17 protein-coding genes are annotated in these 20,158 nt (G+C 72.9%); 14 read left to right on the top strand and 3 right to left on the bottom strand.

Annotated features, from left to right (window positions below):
• Positions 1 to 80: 80 nt before the first annotated feature.
• Complete coding sequence (locus WMR31_RS14205; protein ID WP_340539510.1) at positions 81 to 1,616, top strand: hypothetical protein; 1,536 nt, start codon at positions 81 to 83, stop codon at positions 1,614 to 1,616.
• A 4-nt stretch (positions 1,617 to 1,620) separates the two neighbouring features.
• Here the strand turns inward: WMR31_RS14205 and yczR are convergent, their stop codons facing one another.
• Positions 1,621 to 3,078 (bottom strand): MocR-like transcription factor YczR, encoded by a 1,458-nt coding sequence (gene yczR, locus WMR31_RS14200; RefSeq protein ID WP_340539509.1) that lies wholly within the window; start codon positions 3,076 to 3,078, stop codon positions 1,621 to 1,623.
• A gap of 62 nt (positions 3,079 to 3,140) precedes the next feature.
• Here yczR and yczE point away from each other — a divergent pair, with 62 nt between their 5' ends.
• Positions 3,141 to 3,779 (top strand): membrane protein YczE, encoded by a 639-nt coding sequence (gene yczE, locus WMR31_RS14195; protein ID WP_340539508.1) that lies wholly within the window; start codon positions 3,141 to 3,143, stop codon positions 3,777 to 3,779.
• Here yczE and WMR31_RS14190 read toward each other — a convergent pair.
• Positions 3,769 to 4,257: a type II toxin-antitoxin system PemK/MazF family toxin gene (locus WMR31_RS14190; RefSeq protein WP_340539507.1), complete on the bottom strand. Its 489-nt coding sequence runs from the start codon at positions 4,255 to 4,257 to the stop codon at positions 3,769 to 3,771. The two genes, yczE and WMR31_RS14190, sit on opposite strands and share 11 nt — an antisense overlap.
• A 301-nt stretch (positions 4,258 to 4,558) precedes the next feature.
• Here WMR31_RS14190 and WMR31_RS14185 point away from each other — a divergent pair, with 301 nt between their 5' ends.
• From WMR31_RS14185 to WMR31_RS14135, 11 genes are all read left to right on the top strand, one after another.
• Entirely contained in the window at positions 4,559 to 5,809 is a 1,251-nt protein-coding gene (locus tag WMR31_RS14185; protein ID WP_340539506.1) for a toxic anion resistance protein, read from the top strand.
• Between the two features lie 87 nt (positions 5,810 to 5,896).
• Positions 5,897 to 6,355 carry a hypothetical protein gene (locus WMR31_RS14180; RefSeq protein WP_340539505.1) on the top strand — a complete coding sequence of 153 codons (459 nt, stop codon included), beginning with the start codon at positions 5,897 to 5,899 and terminating at the stop codon, positions 6,353 to 6,355.
• Positions 6,356 to 6,365: 10 nt separating this feature from the next.
• On the top strand, positions 6,366 to 7,865 hold the full coding sequence (locus WMR31_RS14175; protein ID WP_340539504.1) for an AAA family ATPase: 1,500 nt from the start codon (positions 6,366 to 6,368) through the stop codon (positions 7,863 to 7,865).
• Positions 7,862 to 9,145 carry a GlnX family signal transduction membrane protein gene (locus WMR31_RS14170; RefSeq protein WP_340539503.1) on the top strand — a complete coding sequence of 428 codons (1,284 nt, stop codon included), beginning with the start codon at positions 7,862 to 7,864 and terminating at the stop codon, positions 9,143 to 9,145. Before WMR31_RS14175 ends, WMR31_RS14170 begins: the two co-directional genes overlap by 4 nt.
• Positions 9,145 to 10,080, top strand: a complete 936-nt coding sequence (locus tag WMR31_RS14165; RefSeq protein WP_340539502.1) for a glutamate ABC transporter substrate-binding protein — start codon at positions 9,145 to 9,147, stop codon at positions 10,078 to 10,080. Before WMR31_RS14170 ends, WMR31_RS14165 begins: the two co-directional genes overlap by 1 nt.
• Positions 10,077 to 11,216, top strand: coding sequence for a hypothetical protein (locus tag WMR31_RS14160; RefSeq protein WP_340539501.1), 1,140 nt, complete (start codon positions 10,077 to 10,079; stop codon positions 11,214 to 11,216). Before WMR31_RS14165 ends, WMR31_RS14160 begins: the two co-directional genes overlap by 4 nt.
• Positions 11,213 to 13,609 carry a serine/threonine-protein kinase gene (locus WMR31_RS14155; RefSeq protein WP_340539500.1) on the top strand — a complete coding sequence of 799 codons (2,397 nt, stop codon included), beginning with the start codon at positions 11,213 to 11,215 and terminating at the stop codon, positions 13,607 to 13,609. The genes WMR31_RS14160 and WMR31_RS14155 overlap by 4 nt, the downstream gene beginning before the upstream one ends.
• A gap of 16 nt (positions 13,610 to 13,625) precedes the next feature.
• A complete protein-coding gene (locus WMR31_RS14150; protein ID WP_340539498.1) occupies positions 13,626 to 14,762 on the top strand; it encodes a PP2C family protein-serine/threonine phosphatase in 1,137 nt (378 codons plus the stop codon).
• A complete protein-coding gene (locus WMR31_RS14145; protein WP_340539497.1) occupies positions 14,755 to 16,032 on the top strand; it encodes a vWA domain-containing protein in 1,278 nt (425 codons plus the stop codon). Before WMR31_RS14150 ends, WMR31_RS14145 begins: the two co-directional genes overlap by 8 nt.
• The gene (locus WMR31_RS14140; protein WP_340539496.1) at positions 16,029 to 16,793 is read left to right on the top strand and encodes an FHA domain-containing protein; all 765 of its coding nucleotides are present in this window, start codon (positions 16,029 to 16,031) and stop codon (positions 16,791 to 16,793) included. Before WMR31_RS14145 ends, WMR31_RS14140 begins: the two co-directional genes overlap by 4 nt.
• Positions 16,794 to 17,276: 483 nt before the next feature.
• Positions 17,277 to 18,494: an HNH endonuclease signature motif containing protein gene (locus WMR31_RS14135; protein ID WP_340539495.1), complete on the top strand. Its 1,218-nt coding sequence runs from the start codon at positions 17,277 to 17,279 to the stop codon at positions 18,492 to 18,494.
• Between the two features lie 502 nt (positions 18,495 to 18,996).
• On the opposite strand, the gene WMR31_RS14130 is transcribed toward WMR31_RS14135, so the two are convergent.
• The gene (locus WMR31_RS14130) at positions 18,997 to 19,596 is read right to left on the bottom strand and encodes an O-methyltransferase (RefSeq protein WP_340539494.1); all 600 of its coding nucleotides are present in this window, start codon (positions 19,594 to 19,596) and stop codon (positions 18,997 to 18,999) included.
• A gap of 423 nt (positions 19,597 to 20,019) precedes the next feature.
• Between WMR31_RS14130 and WMR31_RS14125 the strand changes: the two genes are divergently transcribed.
• Complete coding sequence (locus WMR31_RS14125; RefSeq protein ID WP_340539493.1) at positions 20,020 to 20,148, top strand: hypothetical protein; 129 nt, start codon at positions 20,020 to 20,022, stop codon at positions 20,146 to 20,148.
• The last annotated feature ends 10 nt before the right edge of the window (positions 20,149 to 20,158 follow it).

The raw sequence follows: 20,158 nt of genomic DNA, 5'->3' as shown, positions 1-20,158 counted from the left end.
TCCTGGCCGGGTGCCTGGCCGTGACGTCGGGCGCGCTCGGGGCGCTGCCGGCACAGGCGCAACCGGGCTTCCCGGCGCCGATGGAGACCTTCGGAGGGGCGCCGTCGTCCGGCACCCCCGTGGCCGCCATGGCCGGCGACGGGACCGTGGTGATCGGCCGCGACGTGCCTGGCGACTCCGGCGGACTCCAGGTCCTCGTCCGACGCCCGGGTGGACCCTGGGGCGCGACGACGACCATCGAGCACGCCGCGCCGGGCATCGACCCCTGGGGGCTCCAGGTCGTCGGCGGCTCCACGGGCTCGCTCGCCGCGGTCTGGCACGGCGGTGCCGGACGCGGCTACCGGGTCGCGATCCGCCCCAGTGGCACGTCCGCGTGGCTGGCTCCACGCTCGACCAGCGTGCGGCCCGCCGTGGGCGGCGTCGTCCTCGACGACCAGGGCCGGCTGTGGGTCGCCGGAGTCAGCGCGACCGGCACGCCCCGCACCATGGTCCAGGTGTTCGCGCCGGGCCAGGCGCCGCAGACCCTCACCCTGCCCGCGCCGGTCGGCGGTCAGCGCGACGTCATGCACCAGCTCACCGTCACCGCCGACGGCGTCGGCCGCCTCGCCTACGTCAACGAGCAGTACTTCGCCGGAGACGTCGACGTGCCGTGCCACTACCAGGGCGACCTGATGGTGGCCGACCTGCGGATCGGCGCGAGCGTCAAGCCGCGTCGTCTGGAGTCCCGTAGCGGCACCGGCGACCGCTCCGCCCACGGCGGCGGCGCCTGCTTCGTCGCCGACGGCGACCTCTTCAGCGACCTGCGCCTGGCGCGCGGCAGCGACGGCGTCACCACCCTCCTCAGCAGCACCACCCGGTATCCCGCGGGGCTCAGCGCCGTCACCGCCCGCCGGGTCGCGGCGCGCGCCTCGTGGCAGAGCGCCACCGCTCGGCCGGCCATCGGCTACGCCGAGCGCACCGTCGTCGGTGCCGCGGCCGTGGGCACCCGGGTCGTCGCGTTGCTCTCGGGCGCCTATGGCATCGGGCCGGTCTCGATGGCGGTGCAGGGCCCGACCGGGGCGTGGACGGCGCCGCGCCTGCTGGAGACCCAGGAGTCGGCCGACATCGGCATCGCCGGAGGCCCTCGCGGGGGCCTGATCGCGTGGCGACAGGTCGATGATCCCTATGGTCTGCGAGCCCAGGCGCTGAAGGGCGACGCGAGCCTCGGCCCGGCCCAGACCCTGCGCGGCACCATCATCTGGACCCTGGGCCAGGTCGGCGTCGACAACGACGGCAACGGCGTCGTGGCGTATCTGCCCGGCGACCGCACCCCCGAGCGGGTGCTGCCCTACGACGCCTCCGGGCCGCGGGTCACCTCGCTACGCGTGCCGAAGCGGGTGCGGGCCGGCAAGCCCCTCCACCTCCGGGCCGCTGCGGTCGACGTCTGGTCGGGCGTGAGCGGCTATCGGTGGAAGATCCGCAAGCAGGTCCGCACCGGCGCCCACGCGAAGGTCGTCCTCCGCAAGCCGGGCCGGGCCCGCGTGGTGCTGAAGGTCACCGACACCCGCGGCAACACCACCACCGTGCAGCGCACGATCCGGGTGCTTCCCGGCAAGAAGAAGCTGCGGCTGAACTAGGGCGTCAGGCCACGAGCACTCGTCCGGGAGAGCCGTGTCCTCCGGTGGCCGCGGCGAAGCCGGACCAGGCGGCGGCGAGCCGTCCGACGGCGTCGTCCAGCTCCGCGACCGGGCGGGTCCACGGGATCCTCACGAAGCGGTCGAGACCACCCTCGACGGCGAACGCCGGGCCGGGGGCGATGATCACGCCATGTTGCTCGGCGCGGGCCGCGAACGCCGTGCCGCTCCCGGAGGGCAGCTCGCACCACACGGCCAGGCCGCCGGTCGGTCGCCGGAAACGCCACGACGGCAGTTCGCGGGCCAGCGCCGCGAGCAGGGCGTCGCGCTGGGTCCGCAGCCGGTCGCGGTGCCGGTCGACCAGCTCGGGCGAGCCGGTCAGCAGGCGGGCGAGGACCAGCTGCTCCATCACCGGCGCGCCGAGGTCGAGTCCGAGCCGGGCCTGCGTGAGCCGCTCCATCTCCTGCTCGACGTCGTGGTGGGGAGCCCGGATCCAGCCGAGCCGCAGCCCGCCCCAGTGCGACTTGCTCGCGCTGCCCAGGGTGATGGTGCGCTCGTCGAAGGCGGCGAACGGCGCCGGCATGGACTGGCCGTCGAGCGCGAGTGCCTGGTGCGCCTCGTCGACCACGGCGAACGTGCCGGCGCGGCGCAGGTGCCGCGCATAGGTCTGCCGGTCCGCCTCACTCATGAGATGGCCCGTGGGGTTCTGGAAGTCGGGCACCATGTAGGCCAGTCGCGGGCGGACCTGGCGCAGGGTCGCGCCGACGGCGTCGAGGTCCCAGCCGTCCGGGTCGACCGGCATCGCGGTGACCCGCGCCCCGCTGTGCCGGATCGCGCGGCCCACGTTCGGGTAGCCGGGCGACTCGACCGCGGCGCGTTCGCCGCGACCTAGGTAGGCCTGGGCGACGATGGACGCCGCGGTGAGCGCGCCCGGGGTGACCATGATCTGGCGCGGCTCGGTCGGCAGGCCGCGCGCCTCGTAGGTCGCCGCGATGGCCGCCTGCAGCTCCGGCAGGCCGGCGGGGAAGTAGCCGTGCCCGGCGAGGTAGGCGGGCAGCTCGGCGGCCGCCTCGGCGTAGGCGGCGGCGATGCCGGGCGGTGCGGATGCCGCGGCGCAGTTGAGGTCGATGGCGTCGCCGTCCTCGGGGCTGGGGAGCAGCGCGCGGTCGTGGACGCGCGACCGGCCGCCGGGCACGCGGGTGAAGGTGCCGGCGCCGCGGCGGGCCTCGGCGTACCCGCTGTCGCGCAGGACGGCGTACGCGCGGGTCACGGTGGTCCGCGAGACGGCGAGGGCGTCGGTGAGCTCGCGCTCGCTGGGCAGCCGGACCCCCAGCCCGATCCGGCCGTCGCCGATCAGCTCGGTCAGGCCGTCGGCGAGTCCGGCGTAGGCGGGGGAACGATCGAAGCGGCCGAGGAGCGCGGCGACTCGGCATCCGGAGATGGACTGCGGCATGGACTGGGCCATGCAGGCCACTTTTCCACGATTGGCTATCGATTCCAATGCCAATCCGCGCGCACCATGGAGCCATGGCCCCGACCGCCCTCGTCGACCTCGGCCCGATCGCGCAGCTGCGCGCCGGCCGACTGCCGCGACGCCTGACCCAGCTCTTCGCGGGGCTGATCCTCTACGGCGTCTCGCTGGCCATGATGGTGCGCGGCGACCTCGGTCTCGCACCGTGGGACGTGCTCCACTCCGGTCTGATCCGCCATGTCCCGCTGACCCTGGGACAGGCGGTCGTGGTGATGAGCTTCGTGGTGCTCCTGCTCTGGATCCCGCTTCGCGAGAAGCCCGGCCTCGGCACGGTGGCCAACGCAGTCGTCGTCGGCGTCTCGGCCGACGCCACCCTCGCCGTCCTGGAGGTGCCCGGGCCGACGCCGGCGCGCGTGGCGCTGATGGCCGGTGGCGTCGTGGTGTGCGGCATCGCCACGGCGATGTACATCGGCGCGCAGTTCGGCCGGGGCCCGCGCGATGGCCTGATGACCGGCTTCGCCCGGCGTACAGGACTGTCGCTGCGCCTGGTGCGCACCTGCCTCGAGGTGAGCGTGGTGCTCATCGGGCTGCTGCTCGGCGGCGGGCTCGGGCTCGGCACCGTGCTGTTCGCCCTCGGCATCGGTCCGATCACGCAGGCGTTGATGCCGCTGTTCGTCGTCGACCTCAGCGACTGATCTGCGCCCGGAACGCGGCGACCACCAGGTCGAACCGCGCCTTGTCGAGCGTGGCCCCCTCGCGGCGCACCGCGGACGGCGCCAGGCGCAGCACCCGGTCCAGCCGCACCTCGCTGGGCCGGCCCTGCCGGTCCCACGCCCCGGCGCCGACGTCGAACCACGACTCGGCGTCCGGGCGCCCGTCGTGGTCCTTGCTGGTGAGCATCAGGCCCAGCAGGTCCGCCTCGTGCAGGGCCAGGATCAGCACCGGGCGATCCTTGCCGCGCGAGTTGTCCTCCTCGAACGGGACCCACGCCCACACGATCTCGCCCGGGTCGGCGACGCCGTTCGGGTTCGGCGCGTAGGTGATCTGCACCTGGCCGGCGAAGTCGCCACGGTAGGCGGCGCCGTCCGCCGGCTTCTGGGGCTGGCTCCTGCGACGCCCGAGCCGCCGAGGCAGGACCCGTCGTGCCCACCGCGTCACCGCTCGCTCACTCACCCGCCCGACCCTACCGAGCGGACGTCGCTGCCAGCGTTCCCGAGGTCGGTTGCGAGGTTTCGTCGGCACTCGATCGTCAGGCGAGTTCGTTCCTCACTCGTCGGCTTGCTCAACCTCCGGGGAGTTGCCCCGGGGCCGGAGGTTGAGCAAACGAGCGCAGCGAGCGCCGACGAAACCCCGGCAACCGACCGTGCCAGCGTTCCCGAGGAGGGTTGCGAGGTTTCGTCGGCGCTCGACCTCCGAGGAGGCTCACCCCTGTCCACCGCAGACGCATCGCGATCTGCGTGACACACTTCGCGGCATGACCGCAGGAACGCCCGAGCAGCCGGGCGGCGAGGCCGCCGTCGCGCCCCTCGCCCCGCCCGACCCCGTCATCACGCTGACCGCGCCCGAGGCGCCCGCGCCGGTCGCGGAGACCCAGGCGCCCAAGATGGCGCCGCCGGTGGCCGCCGACGTCCTGCCCGAGCTCGACGCGAAGGTCGAGGGCTTCCTCTCGGCGCTGAGCAGCACCCAGGCCGGCAGCCCCGAGTTCGCCGCCCAGGCCGAGAACGTCCGGACCATGGGCGACGCCGAGATCCGCAAGGCGGCCGAGACGTCGAACCGGATGCTCGAGCAGCCGGTCAAGGCGCTCAAGGAGGGCGGCATCGCCCAGGGCTCCACGGTCGGCAAGACCCTGCTGGAGCTGCGCCGCACCGTCGAGGACCTCGACCCCAGCCAGGCCACCGGCGCCAAGCGCTGGCTCGACATCCTGCCCTTCGGCGACAAGATCACCGACTACTTCCGCAAGTACCAGTCCTCCCAGACCCAGCTCAACGGCATCCTGCACAGCCTGCGCAACGGTCAGGACGAGCTGCAGCGCGACAACGTCGCCCTCAACCTGGAGAAGACCAACCTGTGGGCGGTCATGGGGCGCCTGAACCAGTACGTCTACGTCGCCGAGCGGCTCGACGCCAAGCTCGCCGCCAAGATCGCCGAGCTGGAGCTGAGCGACCCCGAGGCCGCCAAGACGATGAGCCAGGACGTGCTGTTCTACGTGCGGCAGAAGCACCAGGATCTGCTCACCCAGCTCGCCGTCTCGATCCAGGCCTACCTGGCGATCGACGTGATCATCAAGAACAACGTCGAGCTCATCAAGGGCGTCGACCGGGCCTCCACCACCACGGTCTCCGCGCTGCGCACGGCGGTCATCGTGGCGCAGGCGCTGGGCAACCAGAAGCTGGTGCTCGACCAGATCAGCGCGCTCAACACCACGACGTCGGGGATGATCCAGCGCACCTCGGAGATGCTGCGCGACAACTCCGCCCGCATCCAGGAGCAGGCGGCGTCCTCCACCATCGGCATCGAGCAGCTCCAGGCCGCCTTCGCCAACATCTACGCCACCATGGACTCCATCGACGAGTTCAAGCTCAAGGCGCTGGACAACATGTCGACGACGATCGGCGTGCTCGAGACCGAGGTCGCCAAGTCGCGCTCCTACCTCGACCGGGTCGAGCAGCACGACGCCCGCAACGCCGCGGGCACCCTCGACCTGTCCACCCAGCCGCTCAACTGACGAACTGACCGGCGCGTGGGACTGAGGGACTGGTGGCAGCGACGCCGCGGGGGCTCCGGCGCGCCTGCCGATGCCGGTCAAGGGGCCGTGCCCGCACCTCCCACCGAGCAGGACGTGCTGGCCGCGCTCAACCGGGTCCACGCCCAGCTGGCCTCGGCGAACGCGCCGGCGGTGATCACCACGCGGGTCGTGCGGATCGCCCGGACCATCAACGACACGCTTCCGCGGATCCGGAACCTCGGCCTCGGCTCGCAGGAGGGCTACTCGGTGGTGGCCACGGCGACCAGCTACCTGCCCGAGGCGATCGGTGCCTACCTGCGGCTGCCCCGCGAGTGGGCCGACACCCGGCCCATCGACGGCTACAAGACCTCGCTGATGGTGCTCGTGGAGCAGTTGGAGCTGCTCGGCTCGACGATGGACAAGATCCTCGACGCCGCGAACCGGGCCGATGCGCAGGCATTGATCGCCCACGGCATGTTCCTCGACGCGAAGTTCGGGCAATCCTCCGACGGCGGCCCCGACCTGCAGCTGGGCAGCCCGACATGAAGGGGACCCGATGAGCAACCAGACGACGCTGGCCGGGGCGCTGGACGCCTTGGAGAAGGTGGCCCGCGACGCCGGCATCGACCCGGCGACCGCCCGGCGCGAGGGCGAGGCACTGGCCGCCACGGTCGCCGAGCCCTCCACCGGCGCGTTCGTCGACTGGTGTGCCGAGACCGGACGGCCCGCGTCCGCGGAGTCCTTCCAGGACGCCGCCTCCAGCGGCCGCCGCTACCGCGCGGCACCGACGGCGTCGATGAGCCTGCTCGCCACCACCGGCTCCGCGCAGGCGCCGGCGTACGCCGCAGCCCTCGGTGACGTCGCGGTCGCGGCCGCGAGCCTCGGATCCGCCGACCCGCGGGCCACCGGCAACGCCGCTACCGCGAGCGCCGCCCAGCTCAGCGAGCCGGCGGCGCGGGCCGTACCGCCCACGGTCGGCGACGAGGTCGCCGGATCGCTGCTCCAGCAGCTCTCCGTGGTCCAGCGCAAGCTGGCCGGGATGGGCCTCTCGGGTCTCGCTTCCCCCGGGCCGGCCGAGCCGGCCGAGCCGGCCGACGCCGACCCGGCGCCGGTCGCCGCCGCCCCCGCCGAGCCGCCCGCGGAGCCGACGCCGGACGCCGCCCCGGAGCCGCCGGCCCGCACGGTCGAGGAGCTGCTGGCCGAGCTCGACGCGCTGGTCGGGCTCGCCGACGTCAAGGCCGAGATCCACCGGCAGGCCGCGGTGCTGCGCGTCGAGGGACTGCGCGCCGAGGCCGGTTTGAAGTCCGCGACGATCACCCGCCACATGATCTTCAACGGCAACCCGGGCACGGGGAAGACCACGGTCGCTCGTCTGGTGGCGGGGATCTACCAGGCCCTCGGCCTGCTCTCGAAGGGGCAGCTGGTCGAGGTCGACCGCTCGGAGCTGGTGGCCGGCTACCTCGGCCAGACCGCGATGAAGACCGCCGAGGTGGTGGCCTCGGCGGCCGGCGGGGTGCTGTTCATCGACGAGGCCTACTCGCTCTCGGGCGACCAGTACGGCCGGGAGGCGATCGACACCCTGGTCAAGGAGATGGAGGACCGGCGCGACGACCTCGTCGTCATCGTCGCCGGCTACCCGCTGCCCATGGCGGTCTTCATCTCCGAGAACCCCGGCCTCGAGAGCCGCTTCCGCACCACCATCGACTTCGCCGACTACACCGACGACGAGCTGGTCGCCATCTTCGCCTCGATGGCCACCGCCGCCGAGTACGACGCCGCCGACCCGGTCCTCGAGCGGCTGCGCGAGCTCCTCGCCGGTGTGCAGCGCGGCCCGACCTTCGGCAACGCCCGCTACGTGCGCAACCTGCTCGAGGCGGCGATCGGGCGCCATGCCTGGCGGCTGCGTGAGATCGAGGCGCCGTCGCTGGAGCAGCTGCGCACGCTGGAGCCCGACGACCTCCCCGAGAGCACTCTCGTGCCGCCCGGCGAGGAGGTTCCGGTCGGCGTCGTCGACCTCGTCACCGAACCCGTCACCGATGCTGGGGAGACCTCATGACGCAGACCGCCTCCCAGCCCGCCCCGGCACCGCAGTCCGCCGGCGCGACCGCCGTGACCGGACGCGCGGCGAACGCCTCGGTCGTCCCGTCCAGCAGCGGCTTCACCGAGAACGTGCCTCGGCTCCTCAACCGGATCCAGACGATCGGGATCGTCGCGTGCGTGCTCTTCGGCGCGCTCGCGGCCACCGTCCAGCTGCTCGGCTGGCAGGCCAACGGTCGTGCCGCGGAGAACACCGAGCAGGTCGTCCGGGCTCAGGAGATCCAGTCGCTGCTCCTGCGCGCCGACGCGGTCGCCACCAACGCCTTCCTGGTCGGCGGCCTGGAGCCGCCCGCGGCCCGCGCCGAGTACGACGAGACGATCGAGAAGGCGCTGCGCCTGGTGGCCGACGCGGCCGAGGCCCAGCCCGCCGACCGGCAGGTCCTCGCCGACCTCAACGCCACGATCTCCGACTACACCACCTCGGTCGCCCAGGCGCGCGACAACAACCGCCAGCAGTTCCCGATCGGCATCGCCTACCTCAACGACGCCGGCACGCTGCTGCGAGCCGAGGCGCTGCCGATGATCCAGGCGGTCGTGGACGCCAACTCCGAGCGGGCCGTCGACGAGATGGACGCCCAGCACCCGTGGTGGCTGATCGTCTTGACGCTGCTCACCCTCGCCGTGCTGATCTGGCTCAACCAGCAGGTGTCTCGGCGTTTCCGCCGGCGGGTCAACGCCGGCCTGGCGATCGCCGCATTGATCGTCGCGATCCTCGGCGTCGCCACCGCGATCCACGCGGGTGTGCGCAACGACCGCAACGACGCCCTGCGCGACGGCGCGTACCGCGACGCCGTGGACGCCGCGACCGCTCGCACCGCTGCGAACGACGCCAAGGCCCTGGAGAGCCAGGGGCTGATCAACCGCGGCTCCGGCGCCACCTACGAGGCCAAGTGGGACGAGCAGGCCGCGGCCGTCGACGACTCGGGCGTGCTGGGCGACCTGTGGCAGCAGTACGTCGCCGCCCACCAGCAGGTCCGCGACCTCGACGACGCGGGCGACTGGGAGAAGGCCGTGGAGCTGGCCACCAGCACCGCCGACGAGGCGCCGACCGCGGTGCTGAACCGCTTCGACACCGCCGCCGCCGAGAGGGCCGCGAATGCTGGCGCCGAGGCCAGCGACGGCTTCGGGTCGGGCGACGGCATCTCGCTCGCCCTGATCGTGGTCACGATCCTCGGAGCCCTCGCCGCGGCCGGTGCCGTGACCCGCGGCATCGACGTCCGCCGCAAGGAGTACTTCTGATGCGCCTCAAGACCGGCCTCGCGACGTTCGCCGCGCTCGTCCTGCTCGCCGGCTGCGGCGGCTACGACGAGACCACCACTCCCAAGCCGGAGGAACCCGCCGCGCCGAGCGCCGCGCCGCCGCCGGACTGCACCAACGACGCCAGCGCGCTGCGCTCCTACGCACCCACCGGCGACGTCGGCAGCGGCAAGTCGGTGCAGGAGATCAAGAAGTCGGGCAAGTTGGTGGCCGGAGTGGCCGGCGACACCTACCTGCTCGGCTCGCGCAACCCCGACGACAACCAGCTCGAGGGCTTCGACATCGACCTCGCCGAGGCGATCGGCCAGAAGATCTTCGGCGAGCCGGGCCACGTGGAGTACCGCGTGATCACCGCCGCCGACCGGATCCCGTTCCTGCAGGACGGCACCGTCGACATCGTGGCCCGGAACATGACCGTCAACTGCTCGCGCTGGGAGCAGGTCGCCTTCTCCACCGTCTACTACGACGCCGGCCAGAAGATCCTGGTCGGCAGCGGGTCGGGCATCGAGACGCCGGCGGATCTCGCCGGCAAGAAGATCTGCGCCTCGGCCGGCACCACCACCGTCGACAACATCCGCACCCTCGTGCCCGACGCCGAGATCGTCACCGCACCCGACAACTCCCGGTGCATGGTGAAGTTCCAGAACGGCGAGGCCGATGCCTTCACCTCCGACGACACGGTGCTCGCCGGCTTCGCCGCCCAGGACCCCTACGCCGAGGTGCTCAAGACCGAGCGACTGAGCCAGGAGCCCTACGGGATCGGAGTGCGCAAGGACCGCGTCGACCTGGTGCGCCTGATCAACCAGGTGCTCGAGTACATGCGCGCCGACGGCCGCTGGAAGGCCTCCTACGACGAGTGGTTCAAGGACCAGCTCAAGGTGCCCGGCGTCCAGCCCCCGCCCGTCTACGGCCGATGAGCGCGAGCACCATGGTCGACCTCACCCACACCGCCCCCGCGGCGCCCGGCGCGCTCGGCAGCGCCCCGGCCGCCGACGAGCTCCAGGCCTACCTCACCGGCCTGGAGCAGTGGGTCCGGCTGCGCCGCAGCGAGCTCGACGACCTCGACGCCGCCGCCCTGGCCGCCGGACGCGGCGACGAGGTCGCGGCCGACATGTCGCTGGCGCTCTCGCTGTGGAAGTCGGTCTCCGACCGCTACGCCCGCATGTGGACGCTGTGGGACGGCGGCCGGGTGCTACCCACCAACCGCGAGCGCATCGCCACCCTGATCTGGAGCCGCGGCGCCGACGACCCGACCGCCTCGGGCATGTCGGTGCCAGAGGCGTGCCGTCTCTGCGACGCGCTCGCCGGCCAGCTGCACGCCCGGGTCGAGCTCTCGCCCGGCGCGGGCGACGCCGCGGGCCGCGTCAAGGACCTGCGCGCCCAGCTCGAGCGGATCCGCGACCAGGTGGCCCTCGAACCCGCGCTGCTGCGCGATGACGCCGTCGACCGACTCGCCGCGTTGATGGTCCGGCTCAACGACGTCGCCGAGCGGGCCGGCCGTGGCGCCGACGTCGGCGGCCTGCTGGCGCCGTTGGAGCAGGACGCCGCGCTCTACGAACGCGACCTGATCGTCGGCAACCAGCTGCGGCGCGACGCCCGCGGCCGGGTCGAGGAGGCGCGCCGGATCCGCGCCGACCTCGAGAGCCGCGAGACCGCCCTCACCGCGCTTGCCGCCGAGTGCGTCGCCACCGTCGACCCCGCGCCGAAGTACGCCGTCCCCGACGTCGAGGCGCTCGGTCCCATCCCGAACACGATGGAGACGCTCGAGCCCTATCTCGAGCGGCTCGACCGGGTCGGTCAGGCGATGACGCTGGCCCACGACCGCTACTCCGCCGCGCTGGCGGAGTACACCGAGCTGGTCGGTCTGCTCGACGGCCTGCGTGCGAAGGCCGACGGCCTGGGCGTCGCCGCCGAGGCCGACCTGGCCGCCAGCGAGCAGCAGGCCCGCGACGTGCTGGCCCGCCGTCCGGCGCCGATGGCGGTCTGCCGTCAGCTCGTGACCACCTACCAGTCCTGGCTCACCGCCCTCACCACCAAGGACGTGTCGAAGTGAGTGGACCCGCCTGTACCCAGCCCGGCTGCGCCGGCACCGTCGTCGACGGCTACTGCGACACCTGCGGCATGGCCCCCGACCCCGGCGCGAGCGCCGCGCCGGCAGCTGCTGCGCCCGCGTCCGCTGCTGCCTCGACCCCTGCTGCGGCCACCGGTGCCTGCGCCCAGCCCGGCTGCGGCGGCACCCTGAGCGACGGCTACTGCGACACCTGCGGCATGGCCGGCAGCGCCGCCCCGGAGCCTGCCGGAGCGGCCCCTGCGGCCTCGGCCGGCACGACGCCCGTCGCGCACGAGGCGCTCTCGAGCCGGACGTCGTCGTCCCAGGTGCCCTCGGCACGCTTCGGGTCCGCGCGCGCGGCGGGGACGTCGTCGACACGGCGGGTGCGCTCGGGCTCCCAGCGGCTGCGGGCCGCCCGCATCGGCGCCGGCCTCACCAGCGTGCCGCCCGCCGCACCGGTCGACCCGGCGGCCGCGATCAAGCCGGACCCGATGGTCCCCGAGAGCAAGCGCACCTGCGCGAAGTGCGGCAACCCCGTGGGTCGCGGCCGCGACGGCCAGCCCGGCCGCACCGAGGGGTTCTGCGCCCAGTGCGGCCAGGAGTTCTCCTTCACGCCCAAGCTGCTACCCGGCGACCTGGTCGGCGGCCAGTACGAGGTGGCCGGCGCGCTCGCCCACGGCGGGCTCGGCTGGATCTACCTGGCCCGTGACCGCAACGTCTCCAACCGATGGGTCGTCCTCAAGGGGCTGCTCAACTCCGGCGACCCCGACGCGCTGGCCGCCGCCATCGCCGAGCAGCAGTTCCTCGCCCAGGTCGAGCACCCGCTGATCGTGGAGATCTACAACTTCGTCACCCACGACGGCGCCGGCTACATCGTCATGGAGTACGTCGGCGGCCACTCCCTCAAGGACATCCTCAAGGAGCGGATGCAGGCGGGCGGCGGCGTCTACGACCCGCTGCCGGTCGACCAGGCGCTCGCCTTCGTCCTGGAGATCCTCCCGGCCTTCGGCTACCTGCACGATCTCGGGCTCGTCTACTGCGACTTCAAGCCCGACAACATGATCCAGGTCGGCGACGCGCTCAAGCTCATCGACCTCGGCGGCGTCCGGCGCATCGACGACGAGGAGTCGGCGATCTACGGCACGGTCGGCTACCAGGCGCCCGAGGTCGCCCAGGTCGGCCCGAGCGTGGCCTCCGACATCTACACCATCGGCCGCACCCTCGTCGTGCTGTGCATGGAGTTCCGCGGCTACCAGGGCACCTATCTGCACAGCCTGCCGCCGGTCGAGAGCACCCCGCTGTTCGCCGAGAACGACTCGCTGTACTGGCTGATCGCCAAGTGCTGTGCGCCCGACCCGGCCGACCGGTTCTCCTCGATCGACGAGCTGCGCACCCAGATGCTCGGCGTGCTGCGCGAGACCGTCGCCCGCACCAGCACCGGCACCGCGCTCACCTCCGCCGCCTCGCCGCTGTTCGAGGCGCCGACGACCTCCCGCGGCGTCCTCACCTGGTCGCAGCTGCCGCTGCTGCGCGTCGACACCACCGACCCGCAGTACGCCTGGTTGAGCGGGATCGGAGCCCCCACGCCCGGCGAGCTGCTCAACGTCCTGACCAGCCAGGCGCCCGAGCAGTCGCCCGAGGTCCTCCTGGCGACCGCCCGTGCGGCGCTGGAGTCCGACAACCCCGCGCTCGCCTTCGACGTCTCGGCCCAGCTGCTGGCCGAGGACCCGTGGGAGTGGCGGGCGCTGTGGGTCGAGGGGCTCGCCGCGATGCAGCAGCAGGACTGGCCGCGCGCCTCGGCCGCCTTCAACGCCGTCTACCAGCAGGTGCCCGGCGAGCTCGCCCCGAAGCTGGCCCTCGCGGCCGCCTGCGAGCTCGGCGGGCAGCCGCAGATCGCCGAGAGCCTCTACCTCACCTGCGCGGCCACCGACGCCGCCTACGTCGCCCCGGCGGCCTTCGGCGTCGCCCGGATCCGGTCGGCCCGTGGCGACGCGACGGGCGCCGTCGCGGCCCTCGATCTGGTGCCCCGGACCAGCCGTGGCTACCCCGAGAGCCGCCAGTTGCGCGCCGAGGTGCTGCTCAGCGGTGGTCCGGCCGACCTCGCGGTACTCGACCAGGCGATGACCTCCATCGACTCCGCCTCCCTCGACCCGGCCACCCACGGCCGGTTCACCGTGCGGATCCTCGAGCAGGCGCTGGCGCTGGTCACCGGCGGCGGTGCCCCCGCCCAGGGAGCGCAGCAGGCGACGATCGGCGCGATCACGGCCGACGAGCCCTCCCTGCGCGACGGCATCGAGCGCACCTACCGGCTGCTCGCGCGCGACGCCCCCGACCTGCCCGAGCGGATCGAGCTGGTCAACCGCGCCAACGCCGTCCGCAACTGGTCCTTCACCTGATGATCCGAGGAGCCCGATGACCTGCCCCCACTGCGCCGAGCCCGTGCCGCCCGGCGCGGCCTTCTGCGAGGCGTGCGGGAAGCCCGTCGGCGACGGTGCGCCCGCCGCGGCGCCACGTCCGGCCGACGTCGCCGACGAGGCCGCCCCCTTCGACCTCACCGCGGCCACCCGCGCGCCCGGCGCGAAGCCGGTGTCCGGCCCGCGGCCGTGCCTGCAGTGCGGGGGAGTGGTCGACGCCGACGGCTACTGCGGGTCGTGCGGCGCCAAGGCCCCCAGCGAGCGCGACCACTTCCGCGAGTCGCCGGCCGACTGGGTGGCCGGGGTGAGCGATCGCGGCATCCGGCACGAGCGCAACGAGGACGCGATGGCCCTGTTCGCCTCCGGCGACCGCGCCGTGCTCGTCGTCCTCGACGGCGTCTCCAACACCGACGACTCCGACGTCGCCTCGCTCGCCGGGGCCAAGGCCGCGCGCGATGCGCTGCTCGTGCCGATGCCCGGCGGGATGGGCACCGCGGAGAGCCGTACCGCCGCGGTGAGCCGCACCTTCGCCAGCGCCGTCGAGGCCGCGCAGGACGCGATCGTGGCGCTCACCGAGGACGGCTCGCAGCATCCGCCGTCGGCGACGTTCTCGGCCGTCGTCGTCGAGGGCGAGGTGCTGCACGTCGCCAACATCGGCGACTCCCGCTCCTACTGGATCCCCGACACCGGCGAGGGGCGCCAGCTCACCGTCGACGACTCCGTGGCCCAGGCCCAGATCGCCGCCGGCGTCTCCCGCAAGGAGGCCGAGGAGGGACCGCAGGGGCACGCGATCACCCGCTGGCTCGGCATCGACGCCCCCGACCTCACACCCCGGGTGAGCGCGCACCAGGTCACCGGGCCCGGCTGGGTGCTCAACTGCTCCGACGGGCTGTGGAACTACGCCTCCGAGCCGGCCGACCTCGCCGCGCAGATCGCGGCCGCAGGCACCTCCGACCCGCAGGCGCTCGCCCTCGCCCTGGTCGGATTCGCCAACCGGTGCGGCGGGCAGGACAACATCACCGTCACCCTCGCCCGGGTGCCCGGCACAATGTCCTCACCGCAGGCATCACCGCACGGATCACCGCAGACCGGGCAAGCAACCGATCAGACCACCCAAGGGGAGACCGATGGCTGAGTTCAACGCGACCGTCTACCAGAACGAGTTCCTCCCCGACGGCGGCACCGACGTCAACGCGATCGTCACCGTCACCTGCACGGGTGCCGGATCGGCGGCGTCCGACGGCGGCGCCTCGGCCGGTGAGGTGATCATCGTCGACACCTCGGGATCGATGGGCCCCAGCACCATGGCCGCGGCCAAGCAGGCCGCCTCCACCGCGGTGGGGGAGATCCTCGACGGCGTGTGGTTCGCCGTCATCGCCGGCTCCGACCGCGCGATGCTCGCCTACCCCCAGGTCAGCTCCGGCCCGGGGATGGTGCGGATGTCGCCGGAGACCCGCGCCGAGGCGCAGGCCGCGGTCGCGCAGTTCGTCGGCAGCGGCGGCACCGCGATGAGCACCTGGCTCGACCTCGCGGGGCAGCTGTTCGGCTCGGTCGAGGGCATCACCCAGCGGCACGCGATCCTCCTCACCGACGGCGAGAACCGCGAGGACACCGGCAAGCTCGACGCCGCCATCGCCCGCGCCACCGGCTACTTCCAGTGCGACTGCCGCGGTGCGGGCACCGACTGGCAGGTCGAGGAGGTCCGCCAGATCTCGCAGGCGCTGCTCGGCACCGTCGACATCATCCCGACGCCCGACCAGATGGTCGAGCAGTTCCGCGAGATGATGCAGGCCTCGATGGCCCGCGGCGTCGCCGATGCCCAGCTGCGCGTGTGGGCTCCCCAGGGCGCGCAGATCCTGTTCGTGCGCCAGGTCGCGCCCACCGTCGAGGACCTCACCACGCGCCGTACCGAGGTCAACCCGCTCACCGGCTCCTATCCCACCGGCGCATGGGCCGATGAGTCCCGCGACTACCACGTGGCGGTCCGGGTCGCGGCCAAGGCGATCGGCCAGGAGCAGCTGGCCGCACGCGTCCAGCTCGCGATCGGCGACGACGTCCTCACCCAGGCGCTGGTGAAGGCGACCTGGTCCGGCGACACCGAGCTGACCGCGAAGATCGACCAGCAGGTCGCCCACTACACCGGGCAGACCGAGCTGGCCGAGATGATCCAGGAGGGCCTGGCCGCCAAGGCCGCCGGCGACGAGGCGACGGCGACGACCAAGCTGGGCCGCGCCGTCCAGCTCGCCGCGGCCACCGGCAACGACGAGGCGACCTCCAAGCTGCGCAAGGTGGTCGACGTCGACAACGAGGCCGAGGGGACGGTGCGGCTCAAGCGCAGCGTCGACAAGGCCGACGAGATGGCCCTCGACACGGCCTCCACCAAGACCACCCGGATCAAGAAGTGAGCCAGACCTGCCCGGCCGGCCACGAGTCGGAGGCCACCGACTACTGCGACACCTGCGGCATCGCGATGGGTGCCCCCGCCTCGACCCCGGCCGACGCCTCCCCACCGACTCCCGCATCGCCCCCGCCCGAGGCGGATGCTCCGGCGCCGCCGGCCGATGCGGCGGCGTGTCCGAGCTGCGGCACCTCGAACCCGGCGAACGCCCTGTTCTGCGAGAACTGCGGCTACGACTTCACCACCGGTGCGATGCCGCGGCCGCTCGACCCGCCCACGCCGAGCTCGCTGGACCTCCCGGCGGACGCGCCGTCCGCGGTGCCTCCGGTCGAGCCGGCGCCGGCCAACCCGTCCCCGGCGCCGGCCGAGCAGTGGGTGGCCGAGGTCTGGATCGACCCCGACTGGTACGCCGCCCAGCAGAGCGACGACCCGCTGCCCTCACCCGGCGTCCCTGCCGTCATCGCACTGGGCCACACCTCGGTCCTGATCGGCCGGGCCTCGCGCAGCCGCGGCATCGCCCCCGACCTCGACCTCGGCACCGACACCGGCATCAGCCGCCGCCACGCCCAGCTCACCACCGACGGCACCCGCTGGTTCGTCGAGGACCTCGGCTCCTCCAACGGCACCTACGTCGGCGGCGCCCTCGGCGCCGTCCCCACCACCCCCATCCCGCCAGGCCAGAAGGTCGAGATCCGCCCCGACGAGCGCGTCTACCTCGGCGCCTGGACGCGGATCGTCCTGCGCAAGGCGGCCCCGGGCGAGGTGTGAGCGCCTGAGACGTGGCCGGAGGTTGAGCAAGCGAGCGCCAGCGAGCGCCGACGAAACCCCGGCACCCGACTGCGCGACTGTGGCGGGCTCGTGTTGCCTCGGTGCATCGACCGGCCTGGGTGGTGGGGTGGCCGCGCGCGTAGCCGATCGAGCCTCGCCGTCAAGGATCGCCTTCGGCGCCCGCTTCGCGGCGGACTTCGTCCGTCCTACCGCGAGCCTCTCTCGATCGGCTTGTCCGACGCGCTGCCGGCACGGGCTCCGCCCGCGCCGCCGCATGCGCGGCCACCCCTGTTCACTCCGAGGACGCCGACTCGCGCCGCTCGGGGGACCGCCGGCCGCCGGAGGTTGAGCAAGCGAGCGCCAGCGAGCGCCCATTGACTGATCGAACCCCGGCACCCACAAGCCGACCCGACCACCGAGAACCAACCCACACCCTCACTAGAACACACTAGCGAATCAACGCAGATCGCGGTAGAATCAGACATGCCCACAGCCACCCGCTACGCCGACCCGGCCCTCGCCGCGGTCCGCGCCGCCGAGACGGTGGTACGCGAGGCCGAGGTCGCCAAACTCCACGCGGTCCTGGCATGGGCGGCCGAGCACACCACCACCGACGACCAGGTCGACCTGAACCGCTTCGGGGAAGCACCCCTGCATCTGGGTGGGCCGGGGTACCCGGTGGTCGAGGAGTTCGCGGCCTACGACCTCGCCGCGGTCCTGGGGATGATTAGCGAGTCGGGGTGTGCCTACCTCGGCCGCGCCCTCGAGCTGCGGTACCGACTCCCCAGACTGTGGGCCGCGGTCACGAGTGGACGGCTGGCGGTATGGAAGGCCGGCCGGATCGCCGAGGCCACCATCAAGCTCCCGCCCGAGGGCGCCGCCTACCTCGACACTCGGCTGGCCCAGGCGGTCACGAAGATCTCGTTCACCCAGATCGAACGGCTCGTCACCGAAGCCCTGCTCCGCTACGCCCCCGACCAGGTCCAGCCCGAAGGACCGGACCGGCGACGGGTGCTCATCGATCTCGACCAGCCCACGATCGAGGGCACCGTCGACCTGACCGCCACCCTCTCGGTCCCCGACGCATCAGACCTCGAACATGCCCTCCGGGCCGGCGCCACCCGCCTACGCGAGGCCGGCTGCGAGGAGTCGCTGGACGTACGCCGCTCCATGGCCCTCGGCGACCTCGCCCGCGGCGACCAGCCCCTCGACCTGTCCGGACCCTCCGTCGTGGTCCACCTCCACCAAGACAGCCCTGAAGTCGGCCGCTGCGAGACCACCCGGACACCGGTCACCGTCGAGACCATCAAGACCTGGGTCAACGACGCTGCGAAGGTGTTCATCCGACCCGTCATCGACCTCAACCAACACGTGCACGTCGAGGCCTACGAAGCACCCGACCGGCTCCGCCGGCATATCGAGCTCCGTGATCTGACCTGCGTGTTCCCGCATTGCCAGAAGCCAGCGGTGCGCTGCGACCTCGACCACGTCTGCCCCCACAGTCGCGGTGGCGCGACCTGTTCGTGCAACCTCGCCCCGCTGTGTCGTCGTCATCACCGGGCGAAGACCCACGGTGCGTGGCGCTACCTCGTCGAGCATCCCGGGTCCTACCGGTGGACCGTGCCCTCAGGCACGGCCTACCCCCGAGACCACCACGGCACCACCCCCCTCGGCCCCACCCCGGCACTCGCCGAGCCCTGACCACCCCGCCCCGACACCCCGCCACCACCGGCGGGGCCACCGGCACGCTCCGCGGCCGGAGGTTGAGCAAGCGAGCGCCAGCGAGCGCCGACGAAACCCCGGCAACCCTCCCATGCCAGCGTTCCCGAGGTCGGTTGCGAGGTTTCGTCGGCGCCGGCCGGGCTCGTTCCTCGCCCGCCCGGCTTGCTCAACCTCCGAGGACTGGCCGCGGCCGGAGGTTGAGCAAGCGAGCGCCAGCGAGTGCTGACGAAACCCCGGCAACCGAGCCCTGCCAGCGTTGGCAGCACTCGTTCCTCACCCGCCCGGCTTGCTCAACCTCCGAGGACTGGCCGCGGCCGGAGGTTGAGCAAGCGAGCGCCAGCGAGCGCTGACGAAACCCCGGCAACCCTCCCTTGCCAGCGTTCCCGAGGTCGGTTGCGAGGTTTCGTCGGCGCCGGTCGGGCTCGTTCCTCGCCCGCCCGGCTTGCTCAACCTCCGGTGCCGCGTGCTGCCGACGTCGGGCTCAGCGCTTGGTGGCGATGATCGCGCTGGCGTCGGAGGCGACCATCACCTCGACGGCGGTGAAGCGCTCGTCGGTGAGCCATTGCTCGCGCAGGGTGTCGACGCGGCCGTAGGTGATCGGGGGCCACAGCTCGCAGGGGGTGAAGTCGTCGAGGACGACGATGCCGCCGTCCTCCACCAGGTCGGCGACCGCGTCGACGCCGACCTCGCCGGCCGAGCCGCCGTCGCCCCAGTCGCCGTCGGCCTGGCCGGAGTCGAGGAAGAGCAGCGAGAAGGGGCCGAGGTCGTGCAGGGTCGACCAGTCGGCGGCGAGGACGTCGACCTGAGGGTCGTCGACGAAGATCTCGGCGGCGGCCTTGGCGAGCTTCGGGTTCAGCTCGGCGGTGACGATGCGGGCCTTCTCGCCGCGGACGCCGGAGCGCAGCCACGCGGTGCCGACACCGCAGCCGGTGCCGAACTCCGCCATCGTGCCGTCCCGAGTGGCGGCGAGCATGGCGAGCAGCCGTCCGGTCTCGTTGCGGCAGAACGACACGTAGCCGGCACGCCGCGAGACCTCGAACGCCCGGTTGACGATGTCGGGCAGCTCGAGGGGGGCACTCATGGAACGAGTGTTACTGGCGGGTCTTGTGCCGTGGGACGGTCGTCTCGACATGTGAACGGTTCTGCGAAGTCGGTGGCGGAGCCGCGGGGCGCGTCCTACGGTGGACCCACTATGCGGAGCGTGTTCGTACTTATCGAGCGCCGCGACGGGGCCTGGCAGGTCTGAGAACCTGCGGCGAGAGGCCACCCCGTCGCGGTGGTTCTCGTGCGTTCCGGCCCTCGCACCATCATTCGGGTGATTCCCGGTGATGTCTCCGCGGCGGCCCGGCTCCTTCGGTCTTCACCACAGGCGCGATCCGCTTCCTCCGCAGGCTCCTCCCGTGCGATCCACGGGTTCTCCTCCGCTGGGACATCTCCGGACGTGACCCTCACGCCCGGCAAGTGATCCAGCACCGAACACGCAAAAGCCCAGAGGAGAAGACCGATGTACGACATGTACCCCGAGTGGGGCCCGGCCAAGAACCGCGGCTACGCCGACGACGACCAGCGCAGCGCCGTCCAGGCATCCCTCGACCTGCGAGACAACGGCGGCGAGCGGCCCGACGACAACTAGTCTCCGCCCC

Source organism: Nocardioides epinepheli (assembly GCF_037936805.1).
Lineage (GTDB): Bacteria > Actinomycetota > Actinomycetes > Propionibacteriales > Nocardioidaceae > Nocardioides.
The sequence above is the reverse complement of the archived record's forward strand: the minus strand, read 5'-3'. Positions and strand labels throughout refer to the sequence as shown.

Bases quoted from the DNA above. Each gene is read 5' to 3' on its own strand.
- WMR31_RS14205 (WP_340539510.1), top strand. From the start codon at position 81: ATGGAGACCTTCGGAGGGGCGCCGTCGTCCGGCACCCCCGTGGCCGCC.
- yczR (WP_340539509.1), bottom strand. From the start codon at position 3,078: ATGGCCCAGTCCATGCCGCAGTCCATCTCCGGATGCCGAGTCGCCGCG.
- yczE (WP_340539508.1), top strand. From the start codon at position 3,141: ATGGCCCCGACCGCCCTCGTCGACCTCGGCCCGATCGCGCAGCTGCGC.
- WMR31_RS14185 (WP_340539506.1), top strand. From the start codon at position 4,559: ATGACCGCAGGAACGCCCGAGCAGCCGGGCGGCGAGGCCGCCGTCGCG.
- WMR31_RS14175 (WP_340539504.1), top strand. From the start codon at position 6,366: ATGAGCAACCAGACGACGCTGGCCGGGGCGCTGGACGCCTTGGAGAAG.
- WMR31_RS14170 (WP_340539503.1), top strand. From the start codon at position 7,862: ATGACGCAGACCGCCTCCCAGCCCGCCCCGGCACCGCAGTCCGCCGGC.
- WMR31_RS14165 (WP_340539502.1), top strand. From the start codon at position 9,145: ATGCGCCTCAAGACCGGCCTCGCGACGTTCGCCGCGCTCGTCCTGCTC.
- WMR31_RS14160 (WP_340539501.1), top strand. From the start codon at position 10,077: ATGAGCGCGAGCACCATGGTCGACCTCACCCACACCGCCCCCGCGGCG.
- WMR31_RS14150 (WP_340539498.1), top strand. From the start codon at position 13,626: ATGACCTGCCCCCACTGCGCCGAGCCCGTGCCGCCCGGCGCGGCCTTC.
- WMR31_RS14145 (WP_340539497.1), top strand. From the start codon at position 14,755: ATGGCTGAGTTCAACGCGACCGTCTACCAGAACGAGTTCCTCCCCGAC.
- WMR31_RS14135 (WP_340539495.1), top strand. From the start codon at position 17,277: ATGCCCACAGCCACCCGCTACGCCGACCCGGCCCTCGCCGCGGTCCGC.
- WMR31_RS14130 (WP_340539494.1), bottom strand. From the start codon at position 19,596: ATGAGTGCCCCCCTCGAGCTGCCCGACATCGTCAACCGGGCGTTCGAG.
- WMR31_RS14125 (WP_340539493.1), top strand. From the start codon at position 20,020: ATGTACGACATGTACCCCGAGTGGGGCCCGGCCAAGAACCGCGGCTAC.